The following is a 26,781-nucleotide window of genomic DNA, read 5'->3' as shown; positions in this document are numbered from 1 at the left end:
GATTTTATAATCAAAGGGTAAGATAGAAAACAAATACGGGGGGTTCAGTATGAATCACACAAGAAAGAAGTTGTCAGCATTACTCGCAGCAGTCCTCATGTTAGGAACACTGGCGGCTTGCTCCGCGCAAGACAAAAACTCGGATGCAGCAAGTCCGGAGAGCACGGCCGGAGCGGAGTTAAACATCGTAAACGGCAAGATTGAGCCTGCGGTCACCATAAAAACCATCAGAGCTGAGGATCCGACCGGGAGCTTCAGAGAAGGAGAGAGCTGGTCTGATAATGTACACACGCGCTGGGCTAGAGATACACTTGGAGTCAATATTGAAACCTTGTGGGGATCGGCCATGGCGGATGGGTCATACAATACGAAATTAAAGCTGATGCTTTCTGCCAATGATACATTACCGGATGTATTCGTCGTCTACGATAAAGATGTTGCGAACATGTTTATCGAATCTGGCAAAGTGCTGGATGCAGGGGCTGCTTTTGAGAAGTACGCCTCTCCGGTCTGGAAGGAAGCGATGGCTGAGAATGAAAGGGCATGGCTTCCGTTTACCAGAGACGGACAAAAATTCGGCATTCCGATTATCAGTAATTCGATGGGAAGCCAATCCGCGATGTGGATTCGCCAAGATTGGCTGGATAAACTGAATTTGAAGGCTCCCACGACCGTTGAGGAATTGGAGCAGGTCATGGATGCCTTCGCGAACCAAGATCCTGACGGCAATGGACAGAAGGATTCGGTTGCGCTGGCGTTCGGCATGAAGGATAAAGTTAGCGGCTATGTCATTGGAGATGGATCGTGGATTTATGGGTTGTTTGGAGCAATTCCTGAAAGATGGTATCCGGGAGAAGACGGCAAACTTCAGTACGGATCTGTTCAACCCGGTGTGAAGACAGCGCTCTCGAAGCTTAAGGAATGGAAAGACAAAGGTTATATTGCAACCGATGTCGCGCTTCATGATATCAATAAAATGGTGGAATTGGTTGCTGGGGGGAAGGTGGGTATCATTGGCGGCCAAAGCTGGTTTATGACCTATCCGGGAGCGCTGGCGCTTGGCTCGAATCCGAATGCAATGTTTACCCCGTTCCCGCTTCCTAAAGGGGCCGATGGTACGAATATGAGAACTGTCAATGATCCTTATAACGGTGTTATCCTGATCAGCAAGGATATATCGGAAGAAGCGCTTCAAGCCTTATTTCACTACCAGAATAAGATGTTTTCCGCTTATGAAAGTGACGATCCGTTTATCTTCAAAGGTTACCAAGAGGGCTACGACTATGTAATCAAAGATGGTAAGGCTACCGCTGATACCAAGGATATTCCCGGCGGCAAAATAGGGACGGACAAGTATACGCTGACGGGTGTATATGCCATGTATCCATCTAAAATGTTGGCAGTTGATCTCAAACTGGCAAGAGGTGAGGAACTGACCAATAATGATCTGGCAGTCTTGGCGAATGTCGGGATCGTATCGGGTGATATTACTCCATTGGACATGACGACAAGAAAAGGATTACTGGTTATTTCTGAACAAACATCCGCGGATGTACCGGATTATTTCCAGGGTCCAACTACAGACACGATGTTATCCAGAAGCGAGCTGCTTAAGAAGCTTCAAATGGACACTTATACAGAAATTCTATATGGGAAGAAGCCGGTGGAAGCTTTCGATGAGTTCGTCAGTAAGTGGAAATCCTCCGGTGGTGACGAAATCACGAAGGAAGTCAACGAATGGTATGATTCTGTAAAATAATACGGTGTAACGGCCTTGGTTAAGAAATTCCAGGGCCGTTTTAAATGAGATTGAACTCATATATTGGATTGTAACTCTTCCCCGCTACGACCCCAAAAATCTGTGAAGGAGAGAATTAGGATGGAGAAAGAAATTCCTACTGCCATAACACAAGGTGATGTTTTGTTTGATATAGATGAGGTTGATGGACAAATTTCCATGTTCGACCGGAGCTTTGCGGGAAGCATTGTTCTTCCGCTGTTCAGGAAAATGGATGAGACTATTAAGGGGAAAGTCACGGTGAACGATATCGAGCTGGACAGGGTCTGGTTGCGCACGTTCACGCAAATAAAAAATACACAGGTGCTTGGATTGCCTGTACGTCACATCATACGGGAGTATGGAAGGACATATAAGGTTCGAATCGAGGGATTCGTAGACATGACAGGGGTTATGATGGAGCCGCAAGAGATCACCGTTACGACTCTGCCCCGTAAAGAACCCGTATCCGGATATGAAGAGCATGACCGTGTGGCGTTAGAGGCCGCCAGAGAGGGCATTGTGCTGCTTAAGAACGAAGGCAATATACTTCCACTAAGCAAGGGTGAGCTGCTGAATGTGTTTGGCACCGGCTTGTTCGATTTTCGCGCGGGTACTGTAGGTGCGGGTAAAATTAACCCCCGATACCTGATCAGTATGATTCGGGCCATTGAGGAGCACAGCGAGTTCACTTTGAATTCTGAAGTCCAGGCCTTATATGGAAACGGAACAGAAACACTACCAGACAAGGGGATTTTGGAATCCGCATATCGGCAGTCTAAGGTTGCCCTGATCGTGATCTCCAGGAGATCCGGAGAATATCTGGACAACAGTGCCGTCCCGGGCGAGTATTACTTGTCTTCCGACGAGGAGGCAATGATTAGCGCTGTCTCCGGAACCTTTGAACAGACGATTGCTATTGTGAACTCGGGGTATCCGATGGATATGGCCTGGGTGGAGAAGTATAACATCAAGACGCTGATCAATTGCGGATTTGCCGGGATGTTCGGCGGGCTGGCTTTGGTTGAAATTCTTGACGGAAGAGTTAATCCTTCAGCCAAGCTGCCCGATACATGGAGCTATGACTATTACGATCATCCGGCAAGCCGCAACTTCTATGATGCTGTGGACGGGAAGCCGGTTCTGAACAGCAGCTTGCCGCAATTTGTAGACACTTATTATGAAGAGGATATCTATGTGGGATACCGTTATTTCGAGACATTCCGGAAAGCGGTAGCCTACCCCTTCGGATTCGGGCTTAGCTATACGACCTTTGGCCTGAATATCAGCAGCTTGGAGCATGGCGATGAGGGAACGACATTGAAGGTGCAGGTTAAGAATACAGGAAATACCTCAGGGAAAGAGGTCGTCCAGGTATACGCAGAAGAGCCGGACGGAAAGCTGGAGAAGCCGTCCCGTAAGCTGATTGCTTTTGCCAAGACGGAAGCCTTGAAGCCTGGTGAAACGCAGGAGATTATTTGCCATATTCCTATTGTACGTTATGCTTCCTTCGACTCAGATACGGCTTGCTGGCTGATGGAAGAAGGCCGCTATATCATCTGGGCGGGTACATCAGTGATGCATGTGCAAAAAGCCGGAGAATTCGAGCTCACAGAGAATCGTACGCTGAAGAAAGTCGTTAACCGAATGGTCCCTCCTGTTCCTATTCAGACGCTGTCCAAGCTTGATCCCGAAGCGACCTATCCCCAAGGGGCCTTCTCCGGGTTAAAGCCGGATGCTACTGAGCTTACACCGAAGGCGAATCGTCCGAAATATCAAGATAAGTTGCCGGTTGCCACAGAAGTACCGGACACCATTATTAAATTTACGGATGTGATAAAGCAGCCGGAGCGGCTGGACAGCTTTGTGAAGCAGCTTTCCGACGAAGAGCTGGCACGATTGTCTGTGTGCGGATCCAGCGGCTGGGGCATGCATGAGAAGGGCGAGGCCGGAAGGGTATTCCTGCTGGACCGCTATGATATGAAGCCTTTTGTGGTCGCCGATGGCAACAGCGGGGTTAATCTGAAACAACCGAATATAGGGATGCCGACCAGTACTGTCGTATGCTCTTCATGGAATACGAAATTATCCTATGAAGTAGCCAGAGTCATAGCCGAGGAAGCATCGGAAAATAACATTCATATGATCCTCGCTCCAGGGATGAATATTCACCGGAATCCGCTTAACGGCCGTCACCCGGAGTACTTCTCCGAAGATCCTTACCTTACAGGCATGATGGCAGGTTATTTCAGCAAAGGTCTGGAAGAGCACGGGGTATCCAGCTGCTTGAAGCATGTTGTTGCGAACAACTGCGAGACAGTCCGCAACCGCAATCACAGCTTGATCACGGAGCGCGCACTGAGAGAGATCTATCTGAAAGCCTTCGAGGTGGCGCTTGAAGTCCATCAGCCGGATTCCATCATGACGGGGTATAACGCAGTGAACGGCGTGTTTGCAGCCGCCGATGAAGAGATGATTCAAGGCATCTTCCGGGAAGAACTCGGATTTGGCGGGTATGTCATGACGGATTGGGGATCTTATGAAACCGCAGATATAGTTGAAGCTGTACAGGCGGGGAATTGCTGGATGACGCCGGGTACGAACGACGACACGTATGTTCTCCCCATTGTGAATGGCGTGAATGAAGGAAGAATTGAGCGGGTTCGTCTGGAGAAGAACGTGTGGTATCTTCTCAAAGTCGTTCTTAAGAGGGCACAGGGCTAAGGAACAGCATACCATTTATCAGAAATGAGGAGAAGTTTATGGGGAGAAATATCCGTGAAATCGTGGAACAGCTGACGCTTGAGGAGAAGGCGGGACTATGCTCCGGAGATACATTCTGGACGACGAAGGCGGTTCTGCGTCTCGGCATTCCTTCAATTATGATGACGGACGGTCCGCATGGTATTCGGAAGCAGGCTGGAGCGGCAGATCATCTCGGACTGAACCAAAGCGTGCCGGCGACCTGCTACCCTTCGGCGGCCGGATTAGCAAGCTCATGGAACCGGGAATTGATTCGCAGCGTCGGGGAAGCGCTGGGGAAGGAGGCTCAGGCAGAAGGGGTTTCGATTCTGCTGGGCCCGGGTGCGAACATCAAGCGTTCGCCGCTGTGCGGCCGGAATTTCGAGTACTTCTCTGAAGATCCATATCTGACCGGCGAACTGGCGTCTGCACATATTGAGGGCGTACAGAGTCAGGGGATCGGCTCGTCGATCAAGCATTTCGCCGTGAACAACCAAGAGCATCGCCGTATGACGGCAGATGCAATCGTAGATGAACGGACGCTTCGGGAAATCTATTTGCCCGGCTTCGAGATCGCTGTGAAGAAAGCTCAACCCTGGACTGTCATGTCTGCTTACAATCGTGTAAACGGAACCTATTGCTCAGAGAATGAGGCATTATTAACTTCTATCCTGAAGGAAGAATGGGGCCATGAGGGAATCGTGGTGTCGGATTGGGGGGCTGTGAACGAAGCTGCTGCAAGCGTTGCTGCAGGTATGGAGCTGGAGATGCCGTCGAGCCATGGAATCGGGCAGAAGAAGATCATAGCGGCAGTGGAAAGCGGGGAGCTCGGTGAAGAGGTCCTGAACCGTTCGGTGGAAAGGCTGTTGACGGTTATTTTCAAGGCTGCAGACCAGAAGCAATCGGGTGCTGCATACGATCAAGAGGCTCACCACCAATTGGCGCGTGAAGTCGCGCGGGAAACGATGGTGCTGCTGAAGAATGAGGATCAGCTGCTGCCTCTGGTGAAGACGGGCAAGATTGCGATCATCGGCGCGTTGTCGGAGCGGGTACGTTATCAAGGCGGCGGGAGCTCTCACGTGAATCCCACCAGGCTTGATTCGATTCAAGAGGAGATCAGGAAAGCGGCAGGCGAAGGTGCAGAGATAATTGTCGCACAAGGCTATGATCTGGATAGTGATGACAGTGATGAGGTGTTGCTGGACGAAGCAAAGCGAATCGCGGGCGAAGCGCAAACCGCTGTTCTGTTCATCGGCTTGCCTGACCGGTATGAATCGGAGGGCTACGACCGGAAGCATCTGGACTTGCCGGCGAATCAATGCCGCCTGATCGAACAAGTCGCGTCCGTCCAGCCGAATATCGTAGTGGTGCTGAGCAACGGAGCCCCGGTGGTTATGCCTTGGCTCGGGCGGGTAAAGGCAGTGCTGGAAGCATATTTGGGCGGACAGGCGCTGGGCGGAGCTATCGCCGACCTGCTGTTCGGCGACGCGAATCCAAGCGGAAAGCTGGCCGAGACATTCCCTAAGCATGTGAAGCAGAATCCGTCACATCCATATTTTCCAGGGGAAAGGGATCGGGTTGAGTACCGGGAAGGATTGTTCGTCGGATACCGGTATTATGAAGCGAAGGATATCGAGCCGCTATTCCCTTTCGGTTACGGCTTGAGCTATACAACATTCGAATACAGCAATCTGAAGCTGGCCTCGAAGGAGATTACAGACCGGGATACGCTGCAAGTCAGCGTAGATGTGAAGAATACGGGCAGCCGGTCCGGCAAGGAGACGGTTCAGCTGTACGTCCGCGACGTGGAATCCGGCGTTATTCGTCCGGAGAAAGAATTGAAGGGCTTCACGAAGGTAGAATTAGCGCCCTCTGAGACGAAGACGGTAACGTTTACGCTAAATAAACGCAGCTTTGCCTATTACAACGTTGACCTGAGCGACTGGCACGTGGAATCGGGTGAGTTCGAACTGTTGATCGGAAGTTCCTCCCGGGATATTGCAAGCCGGACTTCTGTTACAGTTCAATCGACGCAAGAATTCATCGCACCGATCCACCGGAATACAACGATTGGCGAGCTGATGGGCAATCCGAAGACCGCACCGATTCTTGAGCAGCTGAGAAACAGGAACAAGCAGACGGGATTTGCACCCTCCGACGCCGTTTCATCTGAGATGATGGCTGCCATGCTCCGGGATCTGCCGCTGCGCACGTTCTTGTCCCTTGTTGGAGGGGAGATGAACGAGGAACTGCTGCCCGAGCTGCTAGACCAGTTGAATCAGGTAGCAGGTTCGGTTCAATGAGTGTGTGAAGATAAGAAATGAAGGAAGAGTATTTGCCGGATCTGATCTGACTTGATCCACTCATATGTTATAACAGTAAAAGCTAAACAGAGCAGCGATTCTCCTGTGATTGGAGGCTCGCTGCTCTGTATTTTCGCTCAAAATGTTTCTAGTTGAATGTCAGTTGTAGAGCTGCCGGTTATTATTTGCTCATATCGTAATCCGGCATTCCAATGGTAGAGAACCACTGACGGATCTGCTCCTGGTCCTTGGAGAAGGTAAGGCCCAGCTGAAGCAGGATTCTTGCCTTTTGCGGGAGTAGATCGCCTGCACCGATGATGCCTTTGGCTCCGGTGTCGTATACTGCCCCTGAGCCTGCTCGCGTAGCGCTTACGAATAGAACACCCTTCTCGATAGCCGCCGTACGGGCTGCTTGCTGCGCGGTAGAGATCCCGCCGGCACCATGGCCCGCCGTTACAATCCCTCTAACTCCTTCATTAGCCAAGGCTGTAATGGGCGCAGCGGAGGCTTCTGTATAGCTGTATACAACATCAACCTTAGCCAAATCCTCTGGCTGGATCGTACTGAGATCAAAAGGAGTTTTCCACTTCTCTGTTCCGGCATCCCTGACGCGGGCTGGCGCACGAACCGCACGAATCCGGTTCTCGTCTACCGTTCCCAGAGCGCCGTACCGGCCCCCGTCAAAGGTATCCAGGCGCAGCGCATCCGTCTTGGTAACTTCCCTGGCTGCAAAGAATTCATCGTTCATCATCAAAACTGTACCATAGTAAGTGGTTTTCTGACTTGCAGCCAGCCGGATTGCATTCAGCAGATTAGCTTCTCCGTCGAAGGAGATCGTATTGGATTGTCGCATGGACCCGGTGAAGATAACAGGCTTGGGACTGCGGACAGTGAGATCAGTCCAGTAAGCCAACTCTTCCATGATGTTGGTGCCGGTAGTAACAACTACAGCATGAACAGCCGGGTTGGCCAGTTCCTTGTCGATAGCGATGGTAAGGTTGTATAAGTCCTTGGAGGTGGTTTGCGCCGAGCTGATATTGCTTAGCTCTGTACTGGTGACATTGGCTATTTTGGATAGCTCGGGCTGTAGTCTTTGGATAATATCATTAATGGGTACCTTTGGCGTTCCGTACGTCTGAAACAGCTCTCTGGAAGGAGAAGTGGAGGTGATGGTTCCTCCGACACCGACTACTACGACATTCGGTATGATTCTCCCGGGAGTGGTGACTTCGGCGGCCTTCGTGATAGAAGGGAAGGATAACATGGTGAAGAGAACCAACAGAGCGGTAAAGAGACTTAGACTTCTTTTGTGCATAAGATTCATAAGTGACCTCCTCTTAATTTGATTTCTGTGTAAGTATATATGACATTATTCATAATTGTCAAAATGATAATTTTACTTATATGTAAAATAAATTCATAAATATGCATAAAAATTTAATAAAAATTAATTTTATGTGATTATACAAAACATATAAATGACACATACTTTACATTTAAGTCCGTAACGATGAGCGATCGCCCATCAGGTGTATAGAGGGAAATTCATCTGGAGCTGCAATTGCCGCACAAAAAGGCCGCTTTCATGCTCTTCCCCTCCTTAAAGCTGACGCGGATGGGTAGGGCAATAAAAGCGGCCGCTGCTTCACAACCTGCCTGTGGGAATACGGTCAATCGTCCGGATGTCCATTGCTCATCCAGCTATCCACGCGCAGGTTTCCGGCATAGTCTTCATGCGCGGAGATTGCTGCGAGCTTCTGCTCGGCGGCTTCACGGGTGGCGAAACCGCCGATGACAGCGGCGAAATCACCAGAGGCTGTCTTCAGGAAGGTAACATCGTCATCCAGATAGATCTCTTCCAGGATAGCCAGTGATTCTCCCGGAGGCATTCCTTCGCTGCGTACATAGTAGACTTCCTTAGATGCAGGGGCCTTGCCCTCTGCTGTCAGCTTCAGCTCAAGCGTACCCGGATTGCTGTACTCGGTAAGGGTATGGCGCGTACCTTCCTTCAGTTCAACCACGAACCGCATGGCGGAATCATCCAGGATGATATTTCTGTACACATCACTGACCAGCGGAGAGGCCAGGATATCCTGCTCCAGCGCATCATAATCGAAGCTGCGGACACCGTTAAAGGTGAAGATCAGACGGTCCGGAGCCTCCCTCTGGTCGACTGTATAGGAAGGTACACTTGCGGCTGTATCGCCTTCCTGATCGAATACAATGCGGACGGTATCCTCTGCAGTAACGGTGCTCACGGCGGCTCCGTCGGTCCGCTCGCCTCCAGTCCCGAATTGCAGCACCTTCACGATGCTTCCGACTACGGGAACCTTAGACAGGGCGTTTGCTACATCGGGAATATTAACGACAAGCAGGCAGGCAATGATGGCTGCGGCCAGCGAGCTGTATCGTTTCAGCCGGACTGTTCTTCTCCGGGCCACTGCCTTTCTCTGCGCTGCCTCCAGAATGTCTCCAAGCTGTGCGGGAATTTCGATCTGTGCATAGCGGTCTTTTCCTGTCATATTCCCTCGACCTCCCCATCCTTTAAGTGAGCCTTCAGTTTGCCGATAATCTTGTAGAACCTGGTCTTGACGGTGTTCTCCGGCAGCTCCAGAATGTCCGCCATGTCCCTGAAGCGCAGATCCTCAAAAAATTTCAGGATAATATAAGCCTTCTCTTCCGGCAGTAGTCTGTCAAGAGCCTGGTACAGATCCAGCTTCTCTTCCAGTGGAACTGCATGCTCATCCCCGGTATAGCTCTGCGGGTGATCCTCCATGTAAGTCACCCGTTTGTTTCGGTTAAGATGGTCAATAGCGGTGTTGATGACAATCCGGGTCATCCAGGTCTCGAAATACTGCGGTGTCTTCATCCGTCCGAACGCAAGATACCCCTTATAGGTAGCCTCCGAGACAATTTCTAGCGCTTCATGCTCGTTTTTAACATAACAGTAGGCCTTGCGGAACAGGTTGTTCCGGCAGTCTTGAAGCTGTTCAGCGAATGGTTGGTATACTTGCGGCTGGGCTTTCAGTTCTTTCACTCCTTTATTGGCTTCTTGAAGCATTTGATTGACCATTAGACCGTCAAGGGGTGAAAATAGTTTCAACATCCTGCAAAAAGAATAAACCTGCGGGCACAGAGCCGCAGGCTGTAGAAGCTTCTCGCTGAAACGGTACCGTCCTTTAAAAGGACGGCAAAGCCGTTTCCATTTGTCCGAAGGATTACCTTGTCTCCAGATAGGCGATGCCCAGCGCTCCGGTGACCGGATTGCGGTAGGTCTCGCACTCCACATCGAAGACCTCGCGGATTAATTCCTTCGTTAGAATATCCTCAGGGACTCCGCTGGCTGCGACCCGGCCTTCCTTCATAACATACAGATAGTCGCAGTATTCAGCGGCCAGGGTGAGATCATGGAGGGCGGCGAGAATGCCGATATCCAGCTTTCGGACGATATTCAGAATCTGCAGCTGGTATTTGATATCCAGATGGTTGGTCGGTTCGTCCAGAATCATGAATTCCGGCTGCTGGGCCAGCACACGCGCCAGAATGACACGCTGCTTCTCGCCGCCGGATAAGGAGTTATAGCTGCGGCCTGTGTGCCCCTCCAGATTGACCTTGCGGAGTGCGGCCGAGACAATGTCGGCATCCTGCTGGCTGTCCGTTTCCAGCATGCCTTTGTGGGGCGTCCGGCCCATCGCCACCATCTCACGAACGGTAAAGTCGAAGCTCAGCTCGTTGAACTGGCCGACTACGCCCAGCTTCCGGGCAACAAGCTTTGGGCTGGCCTTGATCACATTAAGCTCAGAGAGGAAGACCTCTCCATGACGGGGCTTGATGACTTTGTAGATGCTTTTGAGCAGCGTCGATTTGCCGCAGCCGTTCGGGCCGATCAGACCGACGAATTGCTTATTTTGAACCCTCAGCGAGACCTCCTGCACAATCTTCGCCTCACCGAAAGAGACGCTTAGCCGTTCAACATTCAGATTCATCAGCTTTTCCCTCCGAAGGCGTAGCCTTTTCTAATCAGCATGTACATGAACATCGGCGCTCCAATCAGGGCGGTAATGATCCCGATCGGCAGCTCCACATTCGGGACGATGGTCCGGGCAATGACGTCCGTCCAGATCAGGAAGATCGCTCCGAACAGAATCGACGCCGGCAGCAGTCTGCGGTGGTCCGAGCCCACCAGTCCCCGCACCAGATGGGGGATAATCAGTCCCACGAAGCCGATCATTCCGCAGCTTGCTACCATAACTCCGGTAATCAGCGCCGTGAGAATCATGTAGACTCTGCGGTAGGCACCCAGATGAATGCCCAGCGTAACCGCCGCCTCATCCCCAAGCAGCATAGCATTCAGCACGCGGAACTGCGAGAGGAACAGGATAACGGCGAGCAGAACGGTGACCGAGATCAGCGGCAGCTTGTCCCAGCTGGAGGCGGCCAGGCTGCCCATCGTCCAGAAGGTAACTGTCTTAATGCCTTCGGCATTGTTTGCGAAATAGACGATAAAGTTGGCAAAAGCGGTACATAACGCGTTAATGACCATCCCGGCCAGCACCAGCTTGACGGAGGTCATTTTGCCGCCCGCACTGGCAAGTGTGAGGACTAGCAGAGAAGCGCCAACCGCCCCTGCAAAAGCCCAAAAGGCGACTCCCGACTGGCCGAGCAGCCCCATCGAGCCGAAGCCGATCAGGATGGCGAAGGTTGCGCCCAGCGAAGCGCCGGAGGAAATACCGAGTATGTATGGATCAGCCAGGGGATTCTGTACCGCCGCCTGCATGATCGTCCCGCACAGCGTAAGTCCGGCGCCGATGAACATCGCCAACAGGACACGCGGGAAGCGGATTTTCCAGATAATATCCACGAACGAGCCGTTCGTCAGCTCCTGCATATCTCCAATCTGGATGCCTGTGATGTGATGCAGCAGAATCCGGTACGATTGCGAGACAGGAATGTCCACCTGGCCGAAGGAGACCGCAGCCCCGGCAGACAGCAGGGTGATAATGAACAGGACGCCTATAACAGCCATGAAGCCGTAACGGGAATGAATGAGAGATTGCTTAGGCTGTGAAGGTACGGCTAGATCAGTATGCATGACAATGGGAAGGCTCCTTTACATTAAAAGATTAGTATGGACTGACTCATCAGAAGACACTGTGAGCAGAATATCGTAACATGTTTTTAAATATAAAGGATATTGAGAACGATTGTCAATGATAATAATTCTCATTGACATGTGATCCAACTTTCTATATTCTACGGAGGTATCCCCTGCAAGGCTATGGGCTTAATGCCCTACCCGCAGGATAACTAACGTACATACAGAAAAGGGGACCTAAGAGAATGAAGAAAATATTCAAAAGATATGTACCGCTGCTGGCGGTTCTGGTGATGGCGGTCATGCTGGCAGCTTGTTCTTCCAATGCAGGTAATGAGAAGGAAGCGGCGGCAACGGCTGCACCTGCATCGGCCAGTCCCGCACCGGCGGAGACTGCACCTGCGGCGGCCAAGACGGTATATCCGCTTACTGTTGAGAACCATACGAATAACGGGGAAGGCACCGAATGGACGACTAAATCGCAGACCTTCGATAAGGCTCCTGAGAAGGTAGTAGCGAATACCCAAGGTGCGGCTGAACTGCTGATTAAGCTGGGGCTTACCGACAAAATGGTCGGAGTTGCGGCTCTCTACGGTGCAGGCGATCCGGCGGTTCAAGAGGAATTCAAGAAGATTCCTGTGATTTCCCAGGACTATGCCAGCAAAGAACTCGTTGTAGGCGCAAGTCCGGATCTGGTGATGGGGCGCGGCGGCCTGTTCGCGGATGCGGATTGGGGAGTCGGGACGGTAGGCGGACTCAATGAGCTGGGCATCAAGACCTTCGTGCAGAGCACCAGTCTGCAAGGGGCAACGCTCGACAGCCTGTACAAGGATATTGAACAGCTCGGCCAGATCTTTGATGTGCAGGAGAAGGCTACTGCATATATTGCAGAGCTGAAGGAGCGTGCAGCGAAGCTGAAGGAAGGGGCAGCAGCAGGAGGGAAGACCTTTGCTTACGTCTCTGACGGGGGCAACGGCGCGATCGCCGTCTATAGCGGGAATGTGGATACTTTTGCGGGAGATGTGCTGGGACTGCTTGGACTGACCAACAGCTACGCGGATGTGACCGGTGAGATCAGCAAGGAGCAATTGATCGCGACCAACCCTGATGTCCTGCTGATTTCGGTGTACACAGGCGGTATTGATGCTGACCAGTCGATAAAAGCGTTCTATGCCGATCCGTCACTGCAGAGTCTGAAGGCGATCCAGAACAAAGCGATCTATAAGATTGACTTCAACCAGTTCTGGGGATATAGCTATTCCATCTTTGACGGGGCGGAGAAGCTTGCGTCTGAGCTGGCTGCCGGGAAGTAAGACGAAGCTGCCTAAGCGGGAGTTACTCCGTCCATAAGAGCTAATAAATGCCTGGAAAAAAGCAGCCTGAGCTGTCACGGTAAAGTGACGGTTCAGGCTGTTTGTTGGTTTATGCTTGTGCACTCTCATAAATATTCATGACCACCTGCTGAATCGGCAGCTCCTTGACCGAAATATCCGAGAAGCCGTGCTTGCGGGAGATATTCTCGATGAACTCGCTGATCGAGATGCGGGCGGTGTCCACCTCCAGCGTAACCTGGAAGTCTGACGGCCGCTCTACCACCTTGGTGTAATCGTTGTCGAAGGGGGTGTTCTGCACAGACTCTACAAAGGTAAAGCTGACCTGCTTCTTCTCTCCCAGAAAGACTTTAAGCCGCTGCAGCGAATCATCGAACACCTTCTCGCCATGGTTAATGACGATGACCCGGTGCGCCAGCTCCTCCACATCCTCCAGATCATGGGTAGTCAGGATACAGGTCATATTCAGCTTCTTGTTCATCTGGCGGATGAATTCGCGGATCTTGACCTTGGCGATCACATCCAGCCCGATCGTCGGCTCATCCAGGAACAGGATGTCCGGCTGGTGCAGCATGGCCATGACGAATTCGCATTTCATGCGTTCGCCCAGCGACAGCACCCGGGTAGGCTTCTCAATGACCTGGGAGATTTCCAGCAGCGCCGCGAGCTCCTCCAGCCGATGATTGAAATCCGGGGTGGAGATTCCGTAGATGGCCTTGTTCATATTGAAGCTGTCGATGGGCGGAATATCCCAAATGAGCTGGGATTTCTGGCCGAAGACAGCTCCGATTTTGCCGACATACCGCTTCCGGTCACGGGCCGGGGAATAGCCGAGGACCGAAATCTCCCCGCTTGTCGGGTAGAGTGCGCCGCAGAGCATTTTGATCGTCGTCGATTTGCCGGCCCCGTTAGGCCCCAGCATGCCGCAGATTTCGCCCTGCTCAATGGCAAAGCTGATATCGTTCACAGCCTGGACCGAGACTTCTTCACGCTTGAAGAAGCTCCTGAAAGTCTGTCCCATACCTGCGCCCCGCTTATAAGTGGTGTATGTCTTCGTTAAATGCTTCACATCTATAACCGGCATCAGCCGCCAACCCCCTCATATAATCTGATCATGTGCCGGTAGACCCAAATGCCTGCCCAGAGAAAGACAAAGCAGGGCAGTATCGCTGCAAAATCACTGGCTCCTACCCGGCCAAGCAGCGCCGAGGCCGGGAGGAAGCCGACCATGCCCACAGGAATGATCATCGTCGCTGCCGCCTGCACCGCCTTCGGGAAGATCGGCAGCGGATACTTGCCGACACTCAGTACACTGTCGGCCAGCTCGGAAATCCGCGAATTACCGACCCATTTGAAAGACATCGCCGCCATCATCAGTGATAACCCGGCCAGGACTGCCGTTCCGGCGAAGAACATGCCTGCGAATTGCAGCCAGGCTAAGGCCGGAATCGCGCCTACATGCCAGGCGGAGAACACGAATAACGCCGCTCCGCCCAGGAACAGCCCGGCACTTTCGGTGGAGAAGGTCGTAGCCACAAGGTAGAACAGCGGATTCAGCGGCTTAAGCAGCACTACCTCGAAGCTGCCCTCCCGGACATGCGACATGGTGGTCCACATGACCCCTCCGAAGACAAGGCTGGAGAGGCCGCTGGACATCGTGAATACGGACTGGATCAACAAGACCTCGTATAAGCTCCAGCCGGGGAAGCTGGTGCCTGCCCGGTAGATCAGCAGGGTCACCAGCGGAAACAGTATATTACCGATGAGGGTAATCAGACTGCTGACGATTAAGTTCATTCTATAGGCCGAAGCCGTCTGCACGGCGGAGTACATGCACTGCTTGTATACATCTACATACCTTTTCATGTCAAGAATGTTCCTTTCTTCAGGGCATTCATTCACGCGCCGACCGCAGTAAACTGCTTCATGGCCCGGCGGCGGACCAGCTCATTGCACCCGAACATTACCAGTACAGCCGCTCCCTGCATGCCGACAGCCTCCGGGATGGATAACTCCAGGCCGCCGAGTGAATAATGGCCGGTGAACACCATGGCAGGCATATAAGCAATGTATTGAAATGGCAGGAACAACTGGGTCACCTGAAGCCAGTGCGGGAAGAAATCCAGCGGAATGAGCGCACCTGAGAAAATCCCCGACACCAGCATGAACGCGCTACGTATGCCCCCTGACTGCACCAGCCAGAAGGAGGTGAGGCCAATCGTATAGTTGACATAGAAATTCATCAGAAAAGCGAGCAGCACGGACACTATGGTCCACGGCAGGCTTGCCGGCCGCATATCGATGCCGAAGATAAAGATGAAAATCAGCAGGCACGGCAGAAATTCAAACACGAAGCCGAGGAAGCGGTGTCCGAGCTTCTGGAACAGCGCGAAGGAACGGTGATCGACCGGACGCAGATGGAAGGTCAGAAACTTGCCGGTGCGGACAAGCATCGACAGATTCCAGTCGGCGAAATCCATGATCAGGTAGCCAATCAGCGCCGTTGCCCCGAAGTAGCGGATCATTTGCTGGAGATCAAGCCCGCCCAGTGTAGACTGCCCTCCATAGACTGCGGTCCAGATGAAATATTGCACCATGAAATAGACAGGACCGACGATTACGGACACCAGGGAGTGGGTGCGGTAGGCACTCCACTCCTTATAGGTTACCGCCGCCACGGAGCGGCAGATCCTCCAATTATGCTTAAGGCGGTTCATCAGATCACGCCTGACCAGATAATATTGGTGACATTGAACAGCGCCTCCGCATACCAGTTATCGTCCTTGAACGGCACGAACCATACCGCAGCAAGCTGCTCGGCAGGGTCCATCACCATACAGCAGGCTCCGGCTCCTTCATGGAAATAACTGCCCTCGGAGTAAAAGAAGGCGGGACCCTTCCGCATATCCAGTCCAATGCCGTAGCTCCGGTCTTTGACATCATTGCCCCAACAGTAGTCGGGAACCCCGTAGAGTGTACGGGTGGTGAGCTTCTCGACGGCTTTGCGGCCGAGAATGCGGGTCTCGCCCAGTCGGCCCATGCCCAGCAGCATGTTGGCGAAGCGGATCAGGTCAGCCGGTGTGGAGGACAGCCCTCCGCCGGTGCTGGATACCGTCTCCCACAGCTTTTCTGCCGCAGAGACCTCGGGCTGGATGCCTTGGGCCAGCTCATTCAACTGCTTCTCCCGCATTTCGTTGCGGATAATGAAGCGCCCCGCCAGCTCCGGCGTCGGCTCCCACATCGTATCCCTCATGCCGAGCGGCTTCAGGATGTTCTCCTCTATGTACTGCTCGGCGGTAACGCCAGTCACCTTCTTGATAATCTCGCCAAGAATACAGAAGCCGAAGGAGCAGTATTGCCATTCCTCGCCTACCTTCTTATTCACGCCGCAGCTCAGCGCGGCGGTGATCCAGTCCGGCTCCCCGTCCTCCGGCCTGTAGCTGTCGAAGTATTCGCCGATAAGCTGCCAATAGCTTTTGTGATAGGGAATCATGCTGCCCGCGCAGTCGGGAAACAGGCCGGAGGTATGGGTAAGCAGGCTGTAGATATCGATTTTGGCAAAGGGCTCCACGTTAAACGGTTTCAGAAAAGTGCCGACGGGAAGGTCCAACCGGAGCACGCCATCCTCCACAAGCTTGGCTATGGCCACGGAGGTAATGGCTTTGGTGATTGAAGCAATTCTATGAACGGTAGTCGGCAACAACGGCTCCGTCCGCTCTTCGCGGTAGGAGAGGGGGCCGATGGCGCCGTGCATGAACGTCTTGCCGTATCTGGATATACAATATGAGGCGGCTTGAATCTTTTTGTCATCGATCAGTTGCTGGAAGTGGGTATGCAATACCCCGATTCTTGTTGCGTCATAATTCACCTCTGCCGGTGAGCAGTCGGTAATGCCTGGAGTGTACAGCATAAAGGTATATGCCTCCTCGAAGGTTGTGGCGCTGAGCGAACCAGCTATGCCCAGGGAAATACGCCCAGGCTTCAGTATATCTTCCATATAGTTTTAGTTACAATGGGAAGTTTGGTTTATAACCAATTTCTCCGTCTCAAAAAGAGGGGTGAACAGGACAAATAGAGAAATAAAAGCATGATAAATATTTCACAGAACGGAAGGACAATGAATCACATCATGACAACAAAGCCGTTAACCAAAAGTATTACGTTCATGCAAGCCCTGGCCCTGGTGGTCGGGATGATTATCGGATCGGGGATTTTTTTGAAGCCCGGAATTGTATTGAATAATGCGGGTAGCCCATGGATGAGTATTCTGGCCTGGGGTGTTGGAGGGATCATTACGCTGGCTTCGGCGCTTAGTGTGGCGGAGATCGCTGCGGCCATTCCAAAGTCGGGAGGCCTATATACTTATTTAAGTGAATTGTACGGAGGGGTATTCGGCTATCTGCTTGGCTGGGTGCAGGCGGTGATCTCCTATCCGGCTTCTGTGGCGGCGCTGGCTATTGCCTTCGCGACCTATTCGGGTTACTTCCTGCCGCTGAATGCATGGCAGCAGAAGCTGCTTGCCGTGGGCATTCTGGCCTTTATTCTGCTGATGAATGTTATAGCGACGAAGTTCGGCGGGATCATTCAGACGGTGGCTACGGTTGGGAAGCTGATTCCGGTGGTGGGCATTGTGGGCGTCGGACTGTTCTCGGATCTGGCTCCAGGCTTCGGCGGCATCGGTACAGCGGCTGCGGGTGCAGGCTTCGGGGCTGCAGTGCTCGGCACACTCTGGGCTTATGACGGCTGGATCAGCGTAACCAATATGGCGGGAGAGATCAAAGACCCGGCCAGGACGCTGCCGAAGGTCATTTCGATCGGTGTTATTTTTGTCATTGCCGTATATGTGTTGTTCAATATTGCGGTGTTCCAGGCGCTGCCCTATGACCAGATTGTGTCGTCCCCGACTCCGGGTGCCGATGCAGCAGAGGCGCTGTTCGGTAGCGGCGGCGGAGCCTTTATTACGGCAGGCATTATTGTCTCTGTGCTGGGTGCGCTGAACGGTTATCTCATGACCGCAGCACGGGTGCCGCATGTGATGGGGGAGCGGGGACAGCTTCCGTTCTCACGGGTGCTGAGCAGCATTCATCCGAAGTTCCAGACACCGGCGAATGCGCTTGTTTTTCAGAGTATACTGGCCGTGATCTATATCTTCTCCGGGACCTTCAATACGCTGACGGATCTGCTGGTGTTCGTGCTCTGGATCTTCTTCACCATGGGCGTGTTCGGCGTGTTCCTCCTGCGCAGGAAGTTGCCGCCCGTACAAGGCCGCTATCGCGTGCCGCTCTATCCGTTCACCCCGATCCTTGGCGTAGCAGGGGGGCTCTATATTCTGGCCAGCACGATCATCAGTGATCCGCTGCGCTCGCTTATTGGGATTGGCATCACGCTTGCCGGACTCCCCGTGTATGTGGTGATGATGATGCGGAAGAATCGCGTGTAGACAGCTGTTCATAGCCGGGGGTGAGAAACTTTTAATAAAACAGTTGACAGCGCCCGTTCAAAAAAGTATACTATGAAAGTACTTTTGAGCGGACGCAGTCAGCTTAGAGATCATCGTCTAGAAGAATCATACATAGACACCATACGGACTCTTAGCTCAGTTGGTAGAGCAGTAGACTCTTAATCTATTTGTCCAGGGTTCGAGCCCCTGAGAGTCCATACCTTAAAAAACGGCAGAAATGCCGTTTTTTTGCTGTGCAGGAAATTATAATTCCTCCTGTTGTGGACAAGGTCAGTCTACATTTGTGGAAAAGAGCTCTTTGAATGATTCGTAGAGTGACTTGGTTGCTTAATGGGACTGAAGGGTCGCCGGGAGAGCAGGAGTGTATCTAATTTCATCGGTAAAAGGCTGAATGTATGCGAAAAACCGAGTACAAACGGCTGGTACAGCGGTATATAGGCCAAATGTATGCGGGAAACAGCATACATTGTGCTGGCATGCAGGCGCGTGGGTCAAATGAGGAGCACTAATGCATCTCATTAGGCCCAATCGCAGGTTAAATCAGCAAATCAGGTACACTACTAGTGCTAGTCCGTGGATAGCAAGCCCATCCGAACGCCGTTACATATGCTCCGCAAGCTGCACCTCGAACCCGTCTGGGTCCAGAATATAGAAGAAGCGCAGGCTGGGATTCGGCGCGATGGGGCCGCGGGCTACCGGGATTCCTTCCTTAGCAAGTTCGGCCATAGCCTTGTCGAGCGATGCGACCTCGAAGCCTACAGACACTCCGCACTCCGGCTTCACCGGCGGGTCATTACCCTCTATCAGCTCAAGCTTCGGCTGCCCCTCTATCCCCAGCATGACGATCTGCTTCCCTCTGCTCTCAAATCTGCGCTCCACAGGAAGCCCTAGAATCCGGTGATAGAAATCAAGGGAAGCCTCCAGATTGCGTACCCTGAGTGTAATCCAATTCATCGTGAGCTCCATCATGATCCATCCTTTGCTGTACATTTCAATTGCTGCTAAGATAAGCTATCCGCATATTTTAACATATTTGATCAGGAGGTTATAACAATGAACATAACAACTATAGAAGCTGGCGGCACGATCATCGCTGTAGTGAGCGGCAACGAAGCCGTGGTAAGTGATGTCCAGAGTGCGCTGGATCTTATGGCAACGGTACGCTATGAGACCGACTGTGACCGGATTGTGATCCATAAGGCGCTGCTGAGCGAGGAGTTCTTCGACCTCAAGACTCGGCTGGCCGGTGAGATTCTGCAGAAGTTCATAAACTATCAGGTGAAGGCAGCCGTGGTGGGTGATTTCAGCAGCTATACCAGCCGCAGCCTGCGTGATTTCATCTATGAATGCAACAAAGGGAAGGATGTATTTTTCGTAGCGGATGAGCAGCAGGCAGTTGAGCGGTTGAGCCGGGTCTAGATTCTCGCAGCTTAAGAGCTGAGGGCTGCATCCGTTAGCCTGGTCCTCTATGCAGCTCATAGTGGAACCGGAAACCCCGGATATGATAAGCTCATGGAATCAGGGCAGCCCTGAACTAAGGAGGGGAAAGATATGAGCAGCTTAATAGCAGGTGAGGTCTATTCCGGGTTTCAAGTGATACGCAAGGAGTACATACGGGAAATCGAATCCTCCGTATACACGCTGGAGCATCAGCAGAGCGGCGCACGGCTGCTCTATGTACAGAATCAGGATGACAATAAGGTGTTCAGTGTTACGTTCCGGACTCCGCCTGCGGACAGCACGGGAGTGTTTCACATTCTGGAGCATTCGGTCCTCTGCGGCTCCGGCAAATTCCCGGTAAAGGAACCGTTCGTGGAGCTGCTGAAGGGCTCGATGAAGACGTTCCTGAACGCTTTTACCTTTGGCGACAAAACGATGTATCCGGTAGCCAGCCAGAATGACCAGGATTTCGCCAATCTGATGGAGGTCTATCTGGACAGCGTCTTTCAGCCGAACATTTACAGTCAGCCGGAGATTTTCGAGCAGGAGGGCTGGCACTATGAGTTGCCCAATTCCGGGGATGAGCTGATCTATAAGGGTGTCGTCTACAATGAGATGAAGGGCTCGTATTCCTCGCCGGTGACGGTGCTGATTGACCGGATCAAAAAATCGCTCTACCCGGGTACGATCTACCGTCACTCCTCCGGCGGCGATCCGCAGCATATCCCTGCATTGACCTATGAACAGTTTCTGGAGGCGCACCGGAATTATTATCACCCCTCGAACAGTTATTTCTATCTCTATGGTGACCTGAATATCGAAGCACGGCTGCAGTTTATCCATGAAGAATATCTCAGCCGCTATACCCGCAAGGCTATGGATACTTCGATTGCACTACAGGCACCGACCGGCATGACCCAGCTTACGGGGGAGTATCCCATTCTGGAGACGGAAACGGCTGCCGACAAGACATACCTGAGCTTGAATTATGTAATTGGGACCTCTCTGGACCGGGAGCTGAATCTGGCCTTTGCCATTCTGAAAAGCATGCTGATGGACAGCAATGCGGCCCCGCTGAAGCAAGCGCTGCTGGAGAGCGGCCTGGGCAAGGATGTGGTTGCTTTTTATTCAGATAGTATGGTTCAACCTATGCTGGGTATTGCCTTGACACATTCTAATCCTGAAGCCATGGAGGAGTTCGTGAATCTGGTCAGAGCAACTCTGAGCCGCCTTGCTGCGGACGGTCTGGATGAGAAGCTGGTGCTCGCTGCGGTGAACAGCAAGGAATTTGAACTGCGTGAAGCCGATTTCAGCCAATATCCGAAGGGTCTCACCTACAACATGGAAGTGATGAAGGCCTGGCTGTATGACGGCTTGCCGTCCACGTATCTGGAATATGAAGCGGCGCTTGCGGCGATCCGTGAACAAAGTGCCAACCGTTATTTCGAGCGCCTGATTGAGACCTACCTGCTGAACAGTAACCACTGTAGTGTCGTTGTCCTCCATCCCTCTCAGACCCTGGCGGGGGAAAAGGATGCGGCGGTCCGCAGCCGTCTGGCGTCATACAAAGCGTCTTTGGCCCCGGCCCAGCTGGATGAACTGGTGCTTAGCACGCAGAAGCTGCTGGCTCGGCAGAACACACCGGACCCCGCAGAGGAGCTGGAGAAGCTGCCGAAGCTGACCCTCCAGGATGTTAACCCTATTGCCCCGGCCGGGGTACCCACAGTGGAGGTTGCGCTGGACGGGATTAAGGTGCTGCATCATGAAGTGGCTGCCGGTGCAATTGCCTATATCAAGCTGTACTGGGACACCAGCGTGCTTGCAGCGCAGCAGATTCCTTATCTGGAGCTGCTGGCGAGAGTGCTCGGACAGCTGGAGACGGAAGCCTACAGTATTGAGGAGCTGACCAGTGAGATCGGGATTACTACGGGCGGCATTCGTTTCCAGAATGAGGTGTTCGGAGCCGGGAAGTCTGCGGAAGGAAGCTATCAGGCCAAATTCAGCGCGCGCATCAAGGTCATGCAGGGCAACATCGGCGGTTCCCTGAAGCTGCTGCATGAGCTGCTCTACGGCAGCAATCTGGATAACCTGTCCAAGCTGCAGGAGATTGTCCGCCGGGAAGCCTCCGGCATGGAAGCGATGCTGACCCAGAAAGGCAATGAGATTGCAGCCAGCCGGGTGCTGTCCTACTTCTCGGACCGGGGGATGTACGAGGAGCAGCTTGGCGGCGTGGCGTATTACCGCTTTATCAAGGAGCTTGCCCGCAGCATTGACCAGCAGGCTGAGGGGCTTGCAGATACCTTGAAGGAAATCTGCGGGTTGTTGTTCAATACGCAGAATCTGACGCTCTCCCTCACCGGTACGGCGGATTCGTATGCGGAATTCGCCGCACATGTGCAGGAGCTGGACCTGAGCAGACGGGTAGTAGAGTCCCAGTCGCTCTTATCTGCACAGGGGCAGGCGGTCAACGAAGGCTTCATGTCCGCGAGCCAGGTGCAATATGTAGTCAAAGGTTATGATTACAAGAAGCTGGGCTTCGCCTATTCCGGCAAGCTGCAGGTGCTTAAGAAGATCCTCAGCCTGACCTACCTGTGGAATACGGTCCGGGTCAAGGGCGGAGCGTATGGCGGCAATCTGCTCCTGCGCCGCGACGGGGTAATCCTGTTCACTTCCTACCGCGATCCGAACCTGCTGGAGACGCTGGAGGTCTATGACCGGGCCTCTCAGTTTGCCGGAGAATATTCGTCAGATGAAGCGGAGATGGAGAGGGCAATTATCGGGACCCTGGCCATGTTGGACCAGCCGCTGAGTCCCGGCGCTACAGGCCGTCAGGCGGACCGGCATTATTTCGAGCAGGTTACGGCGGAAGACCTTCAGCAGGAGCGTAATGAAATCCTGTCGGCCACCGCCGGGGATATCAGGAGCTATGCCAGTCTGCTTGAGGCGGTAACGCAGCAGAATTACTTCTGTGTGGTCGGAGGCGAATCCAAGCTGAAATCGGCTTCAGGTGCCTTTGGCAGCCTGGAGGAACTGGTGAAATAAGCGGGAGCGGCTACGATTAACCAGCTAACACACAATAGGGTGCCTCAAGAGCTGTTGACACAGCCGGGGCGCCCTGTTTGCTGCGGGTTAAAGTTTTCTTTGAATATTTGACTATTTAGTTTTAGAATATAAAGATTACTGACTTTTAGGAGGAACACAAGTGGAACTTGGAATAAGCACCTTTGTCGAGACAACGCCTGATGTGAATACCGGAGTGACTCTAAGCCATGCGGAGCGGCTGCGCGAAGTGGTGGAGGAGATCGTGCTTGCGGATCAGGTCGGACTGGATGTATACGGCGTGGGTGAGCATCACCGGCCTGATTTTGCAGCTTCATCGCCTGCTGTGCTAATGGCGGCGGCTGTACCGCTGACGACCCGAATCCGCCTGACCAGTGCGGTCATGATTCTGTCCTCAGCCGATCCGGTGCGGGTATTTCAGGATTTCGCAACACTGGACGGGATATCGGGGGGCCGTGCCGAGATTATGGTGGGCCGGGGCTCGTTCACCGAGTCGTTTCCTCTGTTCGGCTATGATCTGAAGGACTACGAAGAGCTGTTTGACGAGAAGCTGGACCTGCTGCTCAAGCTGCGGGAGCCCGGCAAGGTGAGCTGGAGCGGTAAGCACCGCCCGGCTATAACGAATCTGGAGATCTATCCGCGCCCGGAGCAGAATCCGCTGCCGGTATGGATTGCGAGTGCGGGAACTCCGGAGTCTGCGGTCCGTGCGGGTAACCTGGGCCTGCCCTTTGCTCTGGCGATTATCGGCAATGTGAACCCTTCTGATTATGCCATGCATGTACGGCTCTACAAGGAGGCAGCGGCCAAGGCCGGTCATGATGTGTCCAAGCTTCCTATTGCCTCACACTCTCATGGTTATGTTGCGGAGACGGACGAGCTTGCGGTAGAGGGCTTCTTCCCGTCTACACATGCGCGGACGAATATCCGGGCGGTGGAGAAAGGGCTGCCTTCGTATCACCGTGCGGATTACGATGCTGCCCGCAGCTTTGACGGTGCTCTATATGTGGGCGACCCGGACACAGTTGCCCGTAAAATCCTCCACCTCTACGAGCACGTAGGGATCACCCGCTTCCTGCTGCATGTCCCGCACGGCTCTATGCCGCATGCCGAGGTGATGCAGGCCATCCGCCTCTTCGGGACAGAGGTAGCGCCTAGGGTGCGGGAGGGAATTAAGCGGTTGAAGCAAGCATAGCTCCTGCTAGAGCAAGAGCGCTACTGCTATGAAATCCTGCCTGAAATACAACATTCTCTCCACTAAACAGGTCTTGATCGAAGATTGTTGCAGGAAAGGCAGCATTTCCCCCTCTTTTGTGCGGATTAGCTCGAGAAATCCTGTATATCATGCAACATCTCTCCCGCATACCCAGGTATACAGGGCTGGAAGTTGCAGATCCTGCAACACTTTAGATTTGTTGCGGTACCAGCAGCGATCAGCCGGTGATTTATCAGGCGTAGTTTTGAGTTCGGAACTTATATTCGGAATATACAGAAGAGGACCCCGCGGCACTAGGCCTGGGGTCCTCTTCTGTATATGGAGCTGTGAGCTTAAATGAGCATGGATCTGATCAAGTAATCGAAGCCTCATAGATGGCCTGGATCGACGCAGCGAGGGTGCGGCCAAATTCCTCTTCCGTCTGCTGATCGCTAAGCCCCTGGGATAAGGCGCGGGAGAAGCTGGCAATCACTCCATGCTGGCGGGCCAGCTTCTCGTTGGCTTCAGCCTGGGTATACCCTCCTGAGAGTGCTACGATCCGAACCACATGGGGATCTGCGGCGAGCTCACTGTATAAATTATCCTCTGTCGGGATCGACAGCTTGAGCATGACCTTCACGCCATCTGGCAGCTCAGACAAGCGTGCGGCCAGTTCCCGTTTCAGCAATTGCTCTGACTCCTGCTTGTCCTGCTGAGGATATCTACTTCCGGTTCAATAATCGGAACGAGTCCGAAGGCGGCGATCTGCCGGGCCAGCTCGAACTGCTGCTCCACGACTTGCCGGACACCCTCCGGGTTCGCCTCATGGATTACGGAGCGCATTTTGGTGCCGAAGATATGCTTGCTGACTGCCCGCTTCAGCAGATCATCGAGGGCGGGGATAGGCTTCATGAGCTGGACTCCGTGCTGAGGAGCGGCCAGTCCTTGGTCTATTTTGAGAAAAGGCACGACGCCCTTCTGCTCCCACAGGTAATCGGCGGTATATTGCCCGTCTATGAGGCGGTCCATCGTGTTCTCGAACAGAATTGCACCTAGAATATGCTCCCGGTTAAAGGCGGGACTCTGAATAATGCGTGTTCTCATGCTGTGAACCATGGTGTACATCTCTTCGTCCCCTGAATAACGGTCTTCCTTAATACCGTATTGCAGCAGTGCTTTGGGGGTGCTTCCTCCGCTCTGATCCAGAGCAGCTATAAAGCCTTGGCCAGTGTGAATCCGGTCCAATTGTTCAGTATTCATGGTTAGGTTCATTCCCTTCTGCAAAATGAGATGGTTACTGTACCCTGTCTAGTATAGCACTTGCGCATAAGGACATACATCCGGGTCCGGCAGAGCTTTCCATTTGAGTTGAGAGATATGGTATGTTACCTTGTTCAATAGGATGGTATGATAGAAAGTGGGGTGAATTTAATTATGACAAACGAAACTACCAATGAGACCACGAATGAGCCGGTGAACGGTGAAGCGGAAGCTGCCGGGCAGGCCATGACCGAAGAGAATTGGAATGAGCTGCTCAAGGCTGTTTTTCATAACGGCATTGTAGCGCTCAAAATGAGCTTCAGCGATGTGGAAGGACAGGTGCTGAACCTGGACAACTACGGGCCGGTATTTGTATTCCGTGTGAAGGATAAAGATAACGCTGATTATTACTGCGGCTTCTTCCTTCGTGAGCTGGCTGCCCGGTTCCAGTCCGGCAACAGTCCGGAGATCTGGATGGCCTCCTTCTTCCACGAGCTGATGAAGACCAAGGGAGGCAACTCCATGCCTAAGCCGCTCGCCAGTGAAGAGGAAGCCAAGGCCGCTGTCGATAATGTGCTGGTTCCGATGTGTATCGCCGCTGTAACGGAGGAGTTCGCACCGGAGCAGGTGCATGCCGGACTGGCCTGGAACGAGGAGCATGGACCGGTCTTTGAAGCAGGCTTCCCTGCAATCACGGACGGAAATAACGTATGCGCTATCCCGCTCCATCTGTTACTGACGCATCTGCAGCTTAACCGTGATCCTTCGGAGCTGCTCGTGCAAGGGATGTATAAGATCCGCGAAGAGCACGGACTCGAGTAGTACGACAATCAAGGTATCATCTTTGCAAAAGCATGAACCGCCTCCGTTGGAGAGCGGTTTTTTGCTGTGCTTGGGGCTGACAAGGCAGTGTCTTACGAAAGGCCGGCCCCCCTTTTCCTCCAGGTTCGCTGAATTGTCAAATTTCAGGTTCTTCCAGGAAGCAAAAACGATATATATGGGATGTAGCAGAAGAAGGCGCTGCCATTATCCATGTCCGAAACCGGTTGGGTAAGGTTTCAACTGCACGAACGTACGCGTGCATTGAAATAAGGCTGGCCATTTTGAAATCAATAGAGGA

The 26,781-nt window shown here is 52.9% G+C and carries 19 protein-coding genes, 1 tRNA gene and 1 pseudogene; 10 read left to right on the top strand and 11 right to left on the bottom strand.

What is annotated here, in order from left to right; genetic code table 11:
• Window positions 1-49: 49 nt before the first annotated feature.
• The 3 genes from MKY64_RS16775 (at window position 50) to MKY64_RS16765 (ending at window position 6,822) form a co-directional block, all read left to right on the top strand.
• Window positions 50-1,759 (top strand): hypothetical protein, encoded by a 1,710-nt coding sequence (locus tag MKY64_RS16775; RefSeq protein ID WP_036725454.1) that lies wholly within the window; start codon window positions 50-52, stop codon window positions 1,757-1,759.
• Between the two features lie 120 nt (window positions 1,760-1,879).
• Window positions 1,880-4,501 carry a glycoside hydrolase family 3 protein gene (locus MKY64_RS16770; RefSeq protein WP_036725453.1) on the top strand — a complete coding sequence of 874 codons (2,622 nt, stop codon included), beginning with the start codon at window positions 1,880-1,882 and terminating at the stop codon, window positions 4,499-4,501.
• A 38-nt stretch (window positions 4,502-4,539) separates the two neighbouring features.
• Window positions 4,540-6,822, top strand: coding sequence for a beta-glucosidase family protein (locus MKY64_RS16765; protein ID WP_036725451.1), 2,283 nt, complete (start codon window positions 4,540-4,542; stop codon window positions 6,820-6,822).
• 181 nt (window positions 6,823-7,003) lie between these two features.
• Here MKY64_RS16765 and MKY64_RS16760 read toward each other — a convergent pair whose 3' ends face one another.
• The 5 genes from MKY64_RS16760 to MKY64_RS16740 all read right to left on the bottom strand — a co-directional run bounded on the left by MKY64_RS16760 (window position 7,004) and on the right by MKY64_RS16740 (window position 11,914).
• Window positions 7,004-8,146, bottom strand: a complete 1,143-nt coding sequence (locus MKY64_RS16760; RefSeq protein ID WP_036725449.1) for an asparaginase — start codon at window positions 8,144-8,146, stop codon at window positions 7,004-7,006.
• Between the two features lie 346 nt (window positions 8,147-8,492).
• Entirely contained in the window at window positions 8,493-9,344 is an 852-nt protein-coding gene (locus MKY64_RS16755; RefSeq protein ID WP_340954446.1) for a hypothetical protein, read from the bottom strand.
• Window positions 9,341-9,859: a sigma-70 family RNA polymerase sigma factor gene (locus MKY64_RS16750; RefSeq protein ID WP_076085161.1), complete on the bottom strand. Its 519-nt coding sequence runs from the start codon at window positions 9,857-9,859 to the stop codon at window positions 9,341-9,343. Before MKY64_RS16750 ends, MKY64_RS16755 begins: the two co-directional genes overlap by 4 nt.
• 181 nt (window positions 9,860-10,040) lie before the next feature.
• Complete coding sequence (locus MKY64_RS16745) at window positions 10,041-10,808, bottom strand: ABC transporter ATP-binding protein (protein WP_340954443.1); 768 nt, start codon at window positions 10,806-10,808, stop codon at window positions 10,041-10,043.
• A complete protein-coding gene (locus tag MKY64_RS16740) occupies window positions 10,808-11,914 on the bottom strand; it encodes a FecCD family ABC transporter permease (RefSeq protein ID WP_340954441.1) in 1,107 nt (368 codons plus the stop codon). The genes MKY64_RS16745 and MKY64_RS16740 overlap by 1 nt, the downstream gene beginning before the upstream one ends.
• A 248-nt stretch (window positions 11,915-12,162) precedes the next feature.
• Here MKY64_RS16740 and MKY64_RS16735 point away from each other — a divergent pair, with 248 nt between their 5' ends.
• Complete coding sequence (locus MKY64_RS16735; protein ID WP_339313464.1) at window positions 12,163-13,230, top strand: ABC transporter substrate-binding protein; 1,068 nt, start codon at window positions 12,163-12,165, stop codon at window positions 13,228-13,230.
• Between the two features lie 109 nt (window positions 13,231-13,339).
• On the opposite strand, the gene MKY64_RS16730 is transcribed toward MKY64_RS16735, so the two are convergent.
• The 4 genes from MKY64_RS16730 to MKY64_RS16715 are packed head-to-tail and all read right to left on the bottom strand — an operon-like array spanning window position 13,340 to window position 17,158.
• Complete coding sequence (locus MKY64_RS16730; protein WP_036725441.1) at window positions 13,340-14,332, bottom strand: ABC transporter ATP-binding protein; 993 nt, start codon at window positions 14,330-14,332, stop codon at window positions 13,340-13,342.
• Entirely contained in the window at window positions 14,332-15,114 is a 783-nt protein-coding gene (locus tag MKY64_RS16725; protein ID WP_340954437.1) for an ABC transporter permease, read from the bottom strand. The genes MKY64_RS16730 and MKY64_RS16725 overlap by 1 nt, the downstream gene beginning before the upstream one ends.
• Before the next feature lie 32 nt (window positions 15,115-15,146).
• Window positions 15,147-15,965 (bottom strand): ABC transporter permease, encoded by an 819-nt coding sequence (locus tag MKY64_RS16720; RefSeq protein ID WP_340954434.1) that lies wholly within the window; start codon window positions 15,963-15,965, stop codon window positions 15,147-15,149.
• On the bottom strand, window positions 15,965-17,158 hold the full coding sequence (locus tag MKY64_RS16715) for a serine hydrolase domain-containing protein (RefSeq protein ID WP_340954431.1): 1,194 nt from the start codon (window positions 17,156-17,158) through the stop codon (window positions 15,965-15,967). Before MKY64_RS16715 ends, MKY64_RS16720 begins: the two co-directional genes overlap by 1 nt.
• 219 nt (window positions 17,159-17,377) lie before the next feature.
• Here MKY64_RS16715 and MKY64_RS16710 point away from each other — a divergent pair, with 219 nt between their 5' ends.
• Both MKY64_RS16710 and MKY64_RS16705 read left to right on the top strand, forming a co-directional pair.
• Window positions 17,378-18,688, top strand: a complete 1,311-nt coding sequence (locus MKY64_RS16710; protein ID WP_036725536.1) for an APC family permease — start codon at window positions 17,378-17,380, stop codon at window positions 18,686-18,688.
• A gap of 145 nt (window positions 18,689-18,833) precedes the next feature.
• Window positions 18,834-18,906 (top strand) — tRNA-Lys (locus tag MKY64_RS16705).
• A gap of 403 nt (window positions 18,907-19,309) precedes the next feature.
• Here the strand turns inward: MKY64_RS16705 and MKY64_RS16700 are convergent.
• A complete protein-coding gene (locus MKY64_RS16700; RefSeq protein ID WP_235191882.1) occupies window positions 19,310-19,699 on the bottom strand; it encodes a VOC family protein in 390 nt (129 codons plus the stop codon).
• Between the two features lie 63 nt (window positions 19,700-19,762).
• Between MKY64_RS16700 and MKY64_RS16695 the strand changes: the two genes are divergently transcribed.
• The 3 genes from MKY64_RS16695 to MKY64_RS16685 all read left to right on the top strand — a co-directional run bounded on the left by MKY64_RS16695 (window position 19,763) and on the right by MKY64_RS16685 (window position 24,401).
• Window positions 19,763-20,128, top strand: a complete 366-nt coding sequence (locus MKY64_RS16695) for a DUF4180 domain-containing protein (protein ID WP_340954425.1) — start codon at window positions 19,763-19,765, stop codon at window positions 20,126-20,128.
• Between the two features lie 132 nt (window positions 20,129-20,260).
• The gene (locus MKY64_RS16690) at window positions 20,261-23,191 is read left to right on the top strand and encodes an insulinase family protein (protein ID WP_340954422.1); all 2,931 of its coding nucleotides are present in this window, start codon (window positions 20,261-20,263) and stop codon (window positions 23,189-23,191) included.
• A 160-nt stretch (window positions 23,192-23,351) separates the two neighbouring features.
• Window positions 23,352-24,401: an Atu2307/SP_0267 family LLM class monooxygenase gene (locus MKY64_RS16685; RefSeq protein WP_340954420.1), complete on the top strand. Its 1,050-nt coding sequence runs from the start codon at window positions 23,352-23,354 to the stop codon at window positions 24,399-24,401.
• A 373-nt stretch (window positions 24,402-24,774) separates the two neighbouring features.
• Here the strand turns inward: MKY64_RS16685 and MKY64_RS16680 are convergent.
• Window positions 24,775-25,661 (bottom strand): annotated as a pseudogene (locus MKY64_RS16680) (fructose bisphosphate aldolase).
• A gap of 174 nt (window positions 25,662-25,835) precedes the next feature.
• Here MKY64_RS16680 and MKY64_RS16675 point away from each other — a divergent pair.
• Window positions 25,836-26,483, top strand: a complete 648-nt coding sequence (locus tag MKY64_RS16675; protein WP_339255161.1) for a hypothetical protein — start codon at window positions 25,836-25,838, stop codon at window positions 26,481-26,483.
• Window positions 26,484-26,781: the final 298 nt, after the last annotated feature.

This window comes from Paenibacillus sp. FSL R7-0210, from assembly GCF_038009085.1.
GTDB classification, from domain to species: domain Bacteria; phylum Bacillota; class Bacilli; order Paenibacillales; family Paenibacillaceae; genus Paenibacillus_AQ; species Paenibacillus_AQ silagei.
Note: the sequence above shows the minus strand (reverse complement) of the source record. Positions and strands in the feature narration are given on the sequence as shown.

Coding starts and splice junctions, on each gene's coding strand:
- MKY64_RS16700 (WP_235191882.1), bottom strand. CDS start 19,699: ATGTACAGCAAAGGATGGATCATGATGGAGCTCACGATGAATTGGATT.
- MKY64_RS16690 (WP_340954422.1), top strand. CDS start 20,261: ATGAGCAGCTTAATAGCAGGTGAGGTCTATTCCGGGTTTCAAGTGATA.
- MKY64_RS16740 (WP_340954441.1), bottom strand. CDS start 11,914: ATGCATACTGATCTAGCCGTACCTTCACAGCCTAAGCAATCTCTCATT.
- MKY64_RS16735 (WP_339313464.1), top strand. CDS start 12,163: ATGAAGAAAATATTCAAAAGATATGTACCGCTGCTGGCGGTTCTGGTG.
- MKY64_RS16760 (WP_036725449.1), bottom strand. CDS start 8,146: ATGAATCTTATGCACAAAAGAAGTCTAAGTCTCTTTACCGCTCTGTTG.
- MKY64_RS16695 (WP_340954425.1), top strand. CDS start 19,763: ATGAACATAACAACTATAGAAGCTGGCGGCACGATCATCGCTGTAGTG.
- MKY64_RS16775 (WP_036725454.1), top strand. CDS start 50: ATGAATCACACAAGAAAGAAGTTGTCAGCATTACTCGCAGCAGTCCTC.
- MKY64_RS16720 (WP_340954434.1), bottom strand. CDS start 15,965: ATGAACCGCCTTAAGCATAATTGGAGGATCTGCCGCTCCGTGGCGGCG.
- MKY64_RS16730 (WP_036725441.1), bottom strand. CDS start 14,332: ATGCCGGTTATAGATGTGAAGCATTTAACGAAGACATACACCACTTAT.
- MKY64_RS16725 (WP_340954437.1), bottom strand. CDS start 15,114: ATGAAAAGGTATGTAGATGTATACAAGCAGTGCATGTACTCCGCCGTG.
- MKY64_RS16675 (WP_339255161.1), top strand. CDS start 25,836: ATGACAAACGAAACTACCAATGAGACCACGAATGAGCCGGTGAACGGT.
- MKY64_RS16770 (WP_036725453.1), top strand. CDS start 1,880: ATGGAGAAAGAAATTCCTACTGCCATAACACAAGGTGATGTTTTGTTT.
- MKY64_RS16710 (WP_036725536.1), top strand. CDS start 17,378: ATGACAACAAAGCCGTTAACCAAAAGTATTACGTTCATGCAAGCCCTG.
- MKY64_RS16745 (WP_340954443.1), bottom strand. CDS start 10,808: ATGAATCTGAATGTTGAACGGCTAAGCGTCTCTTTCGGTGAGGCGAAG.
- MKY64_RS16755 (WP_340954446.1), bottom strand. CDS start 9,344: ATGACAGGAAAAGACCGCTATGCACAGATCGAAATTCCCGCACAGCTT.
- MKY64_RS16715 (WP_340954431.1), bottom strand. CDS start 17,158: ATGCTGTACACTCCAGGCATTACCGACTGCTCACCGGCAGAGGTGAAT.
- MKY64_RS16765 (WP_036725451.1), top strand. CDS start 4,540: ATGGGGAGAAATATCCGTGAAATCGTGGAACAGCTGACGCTTGAGGAG.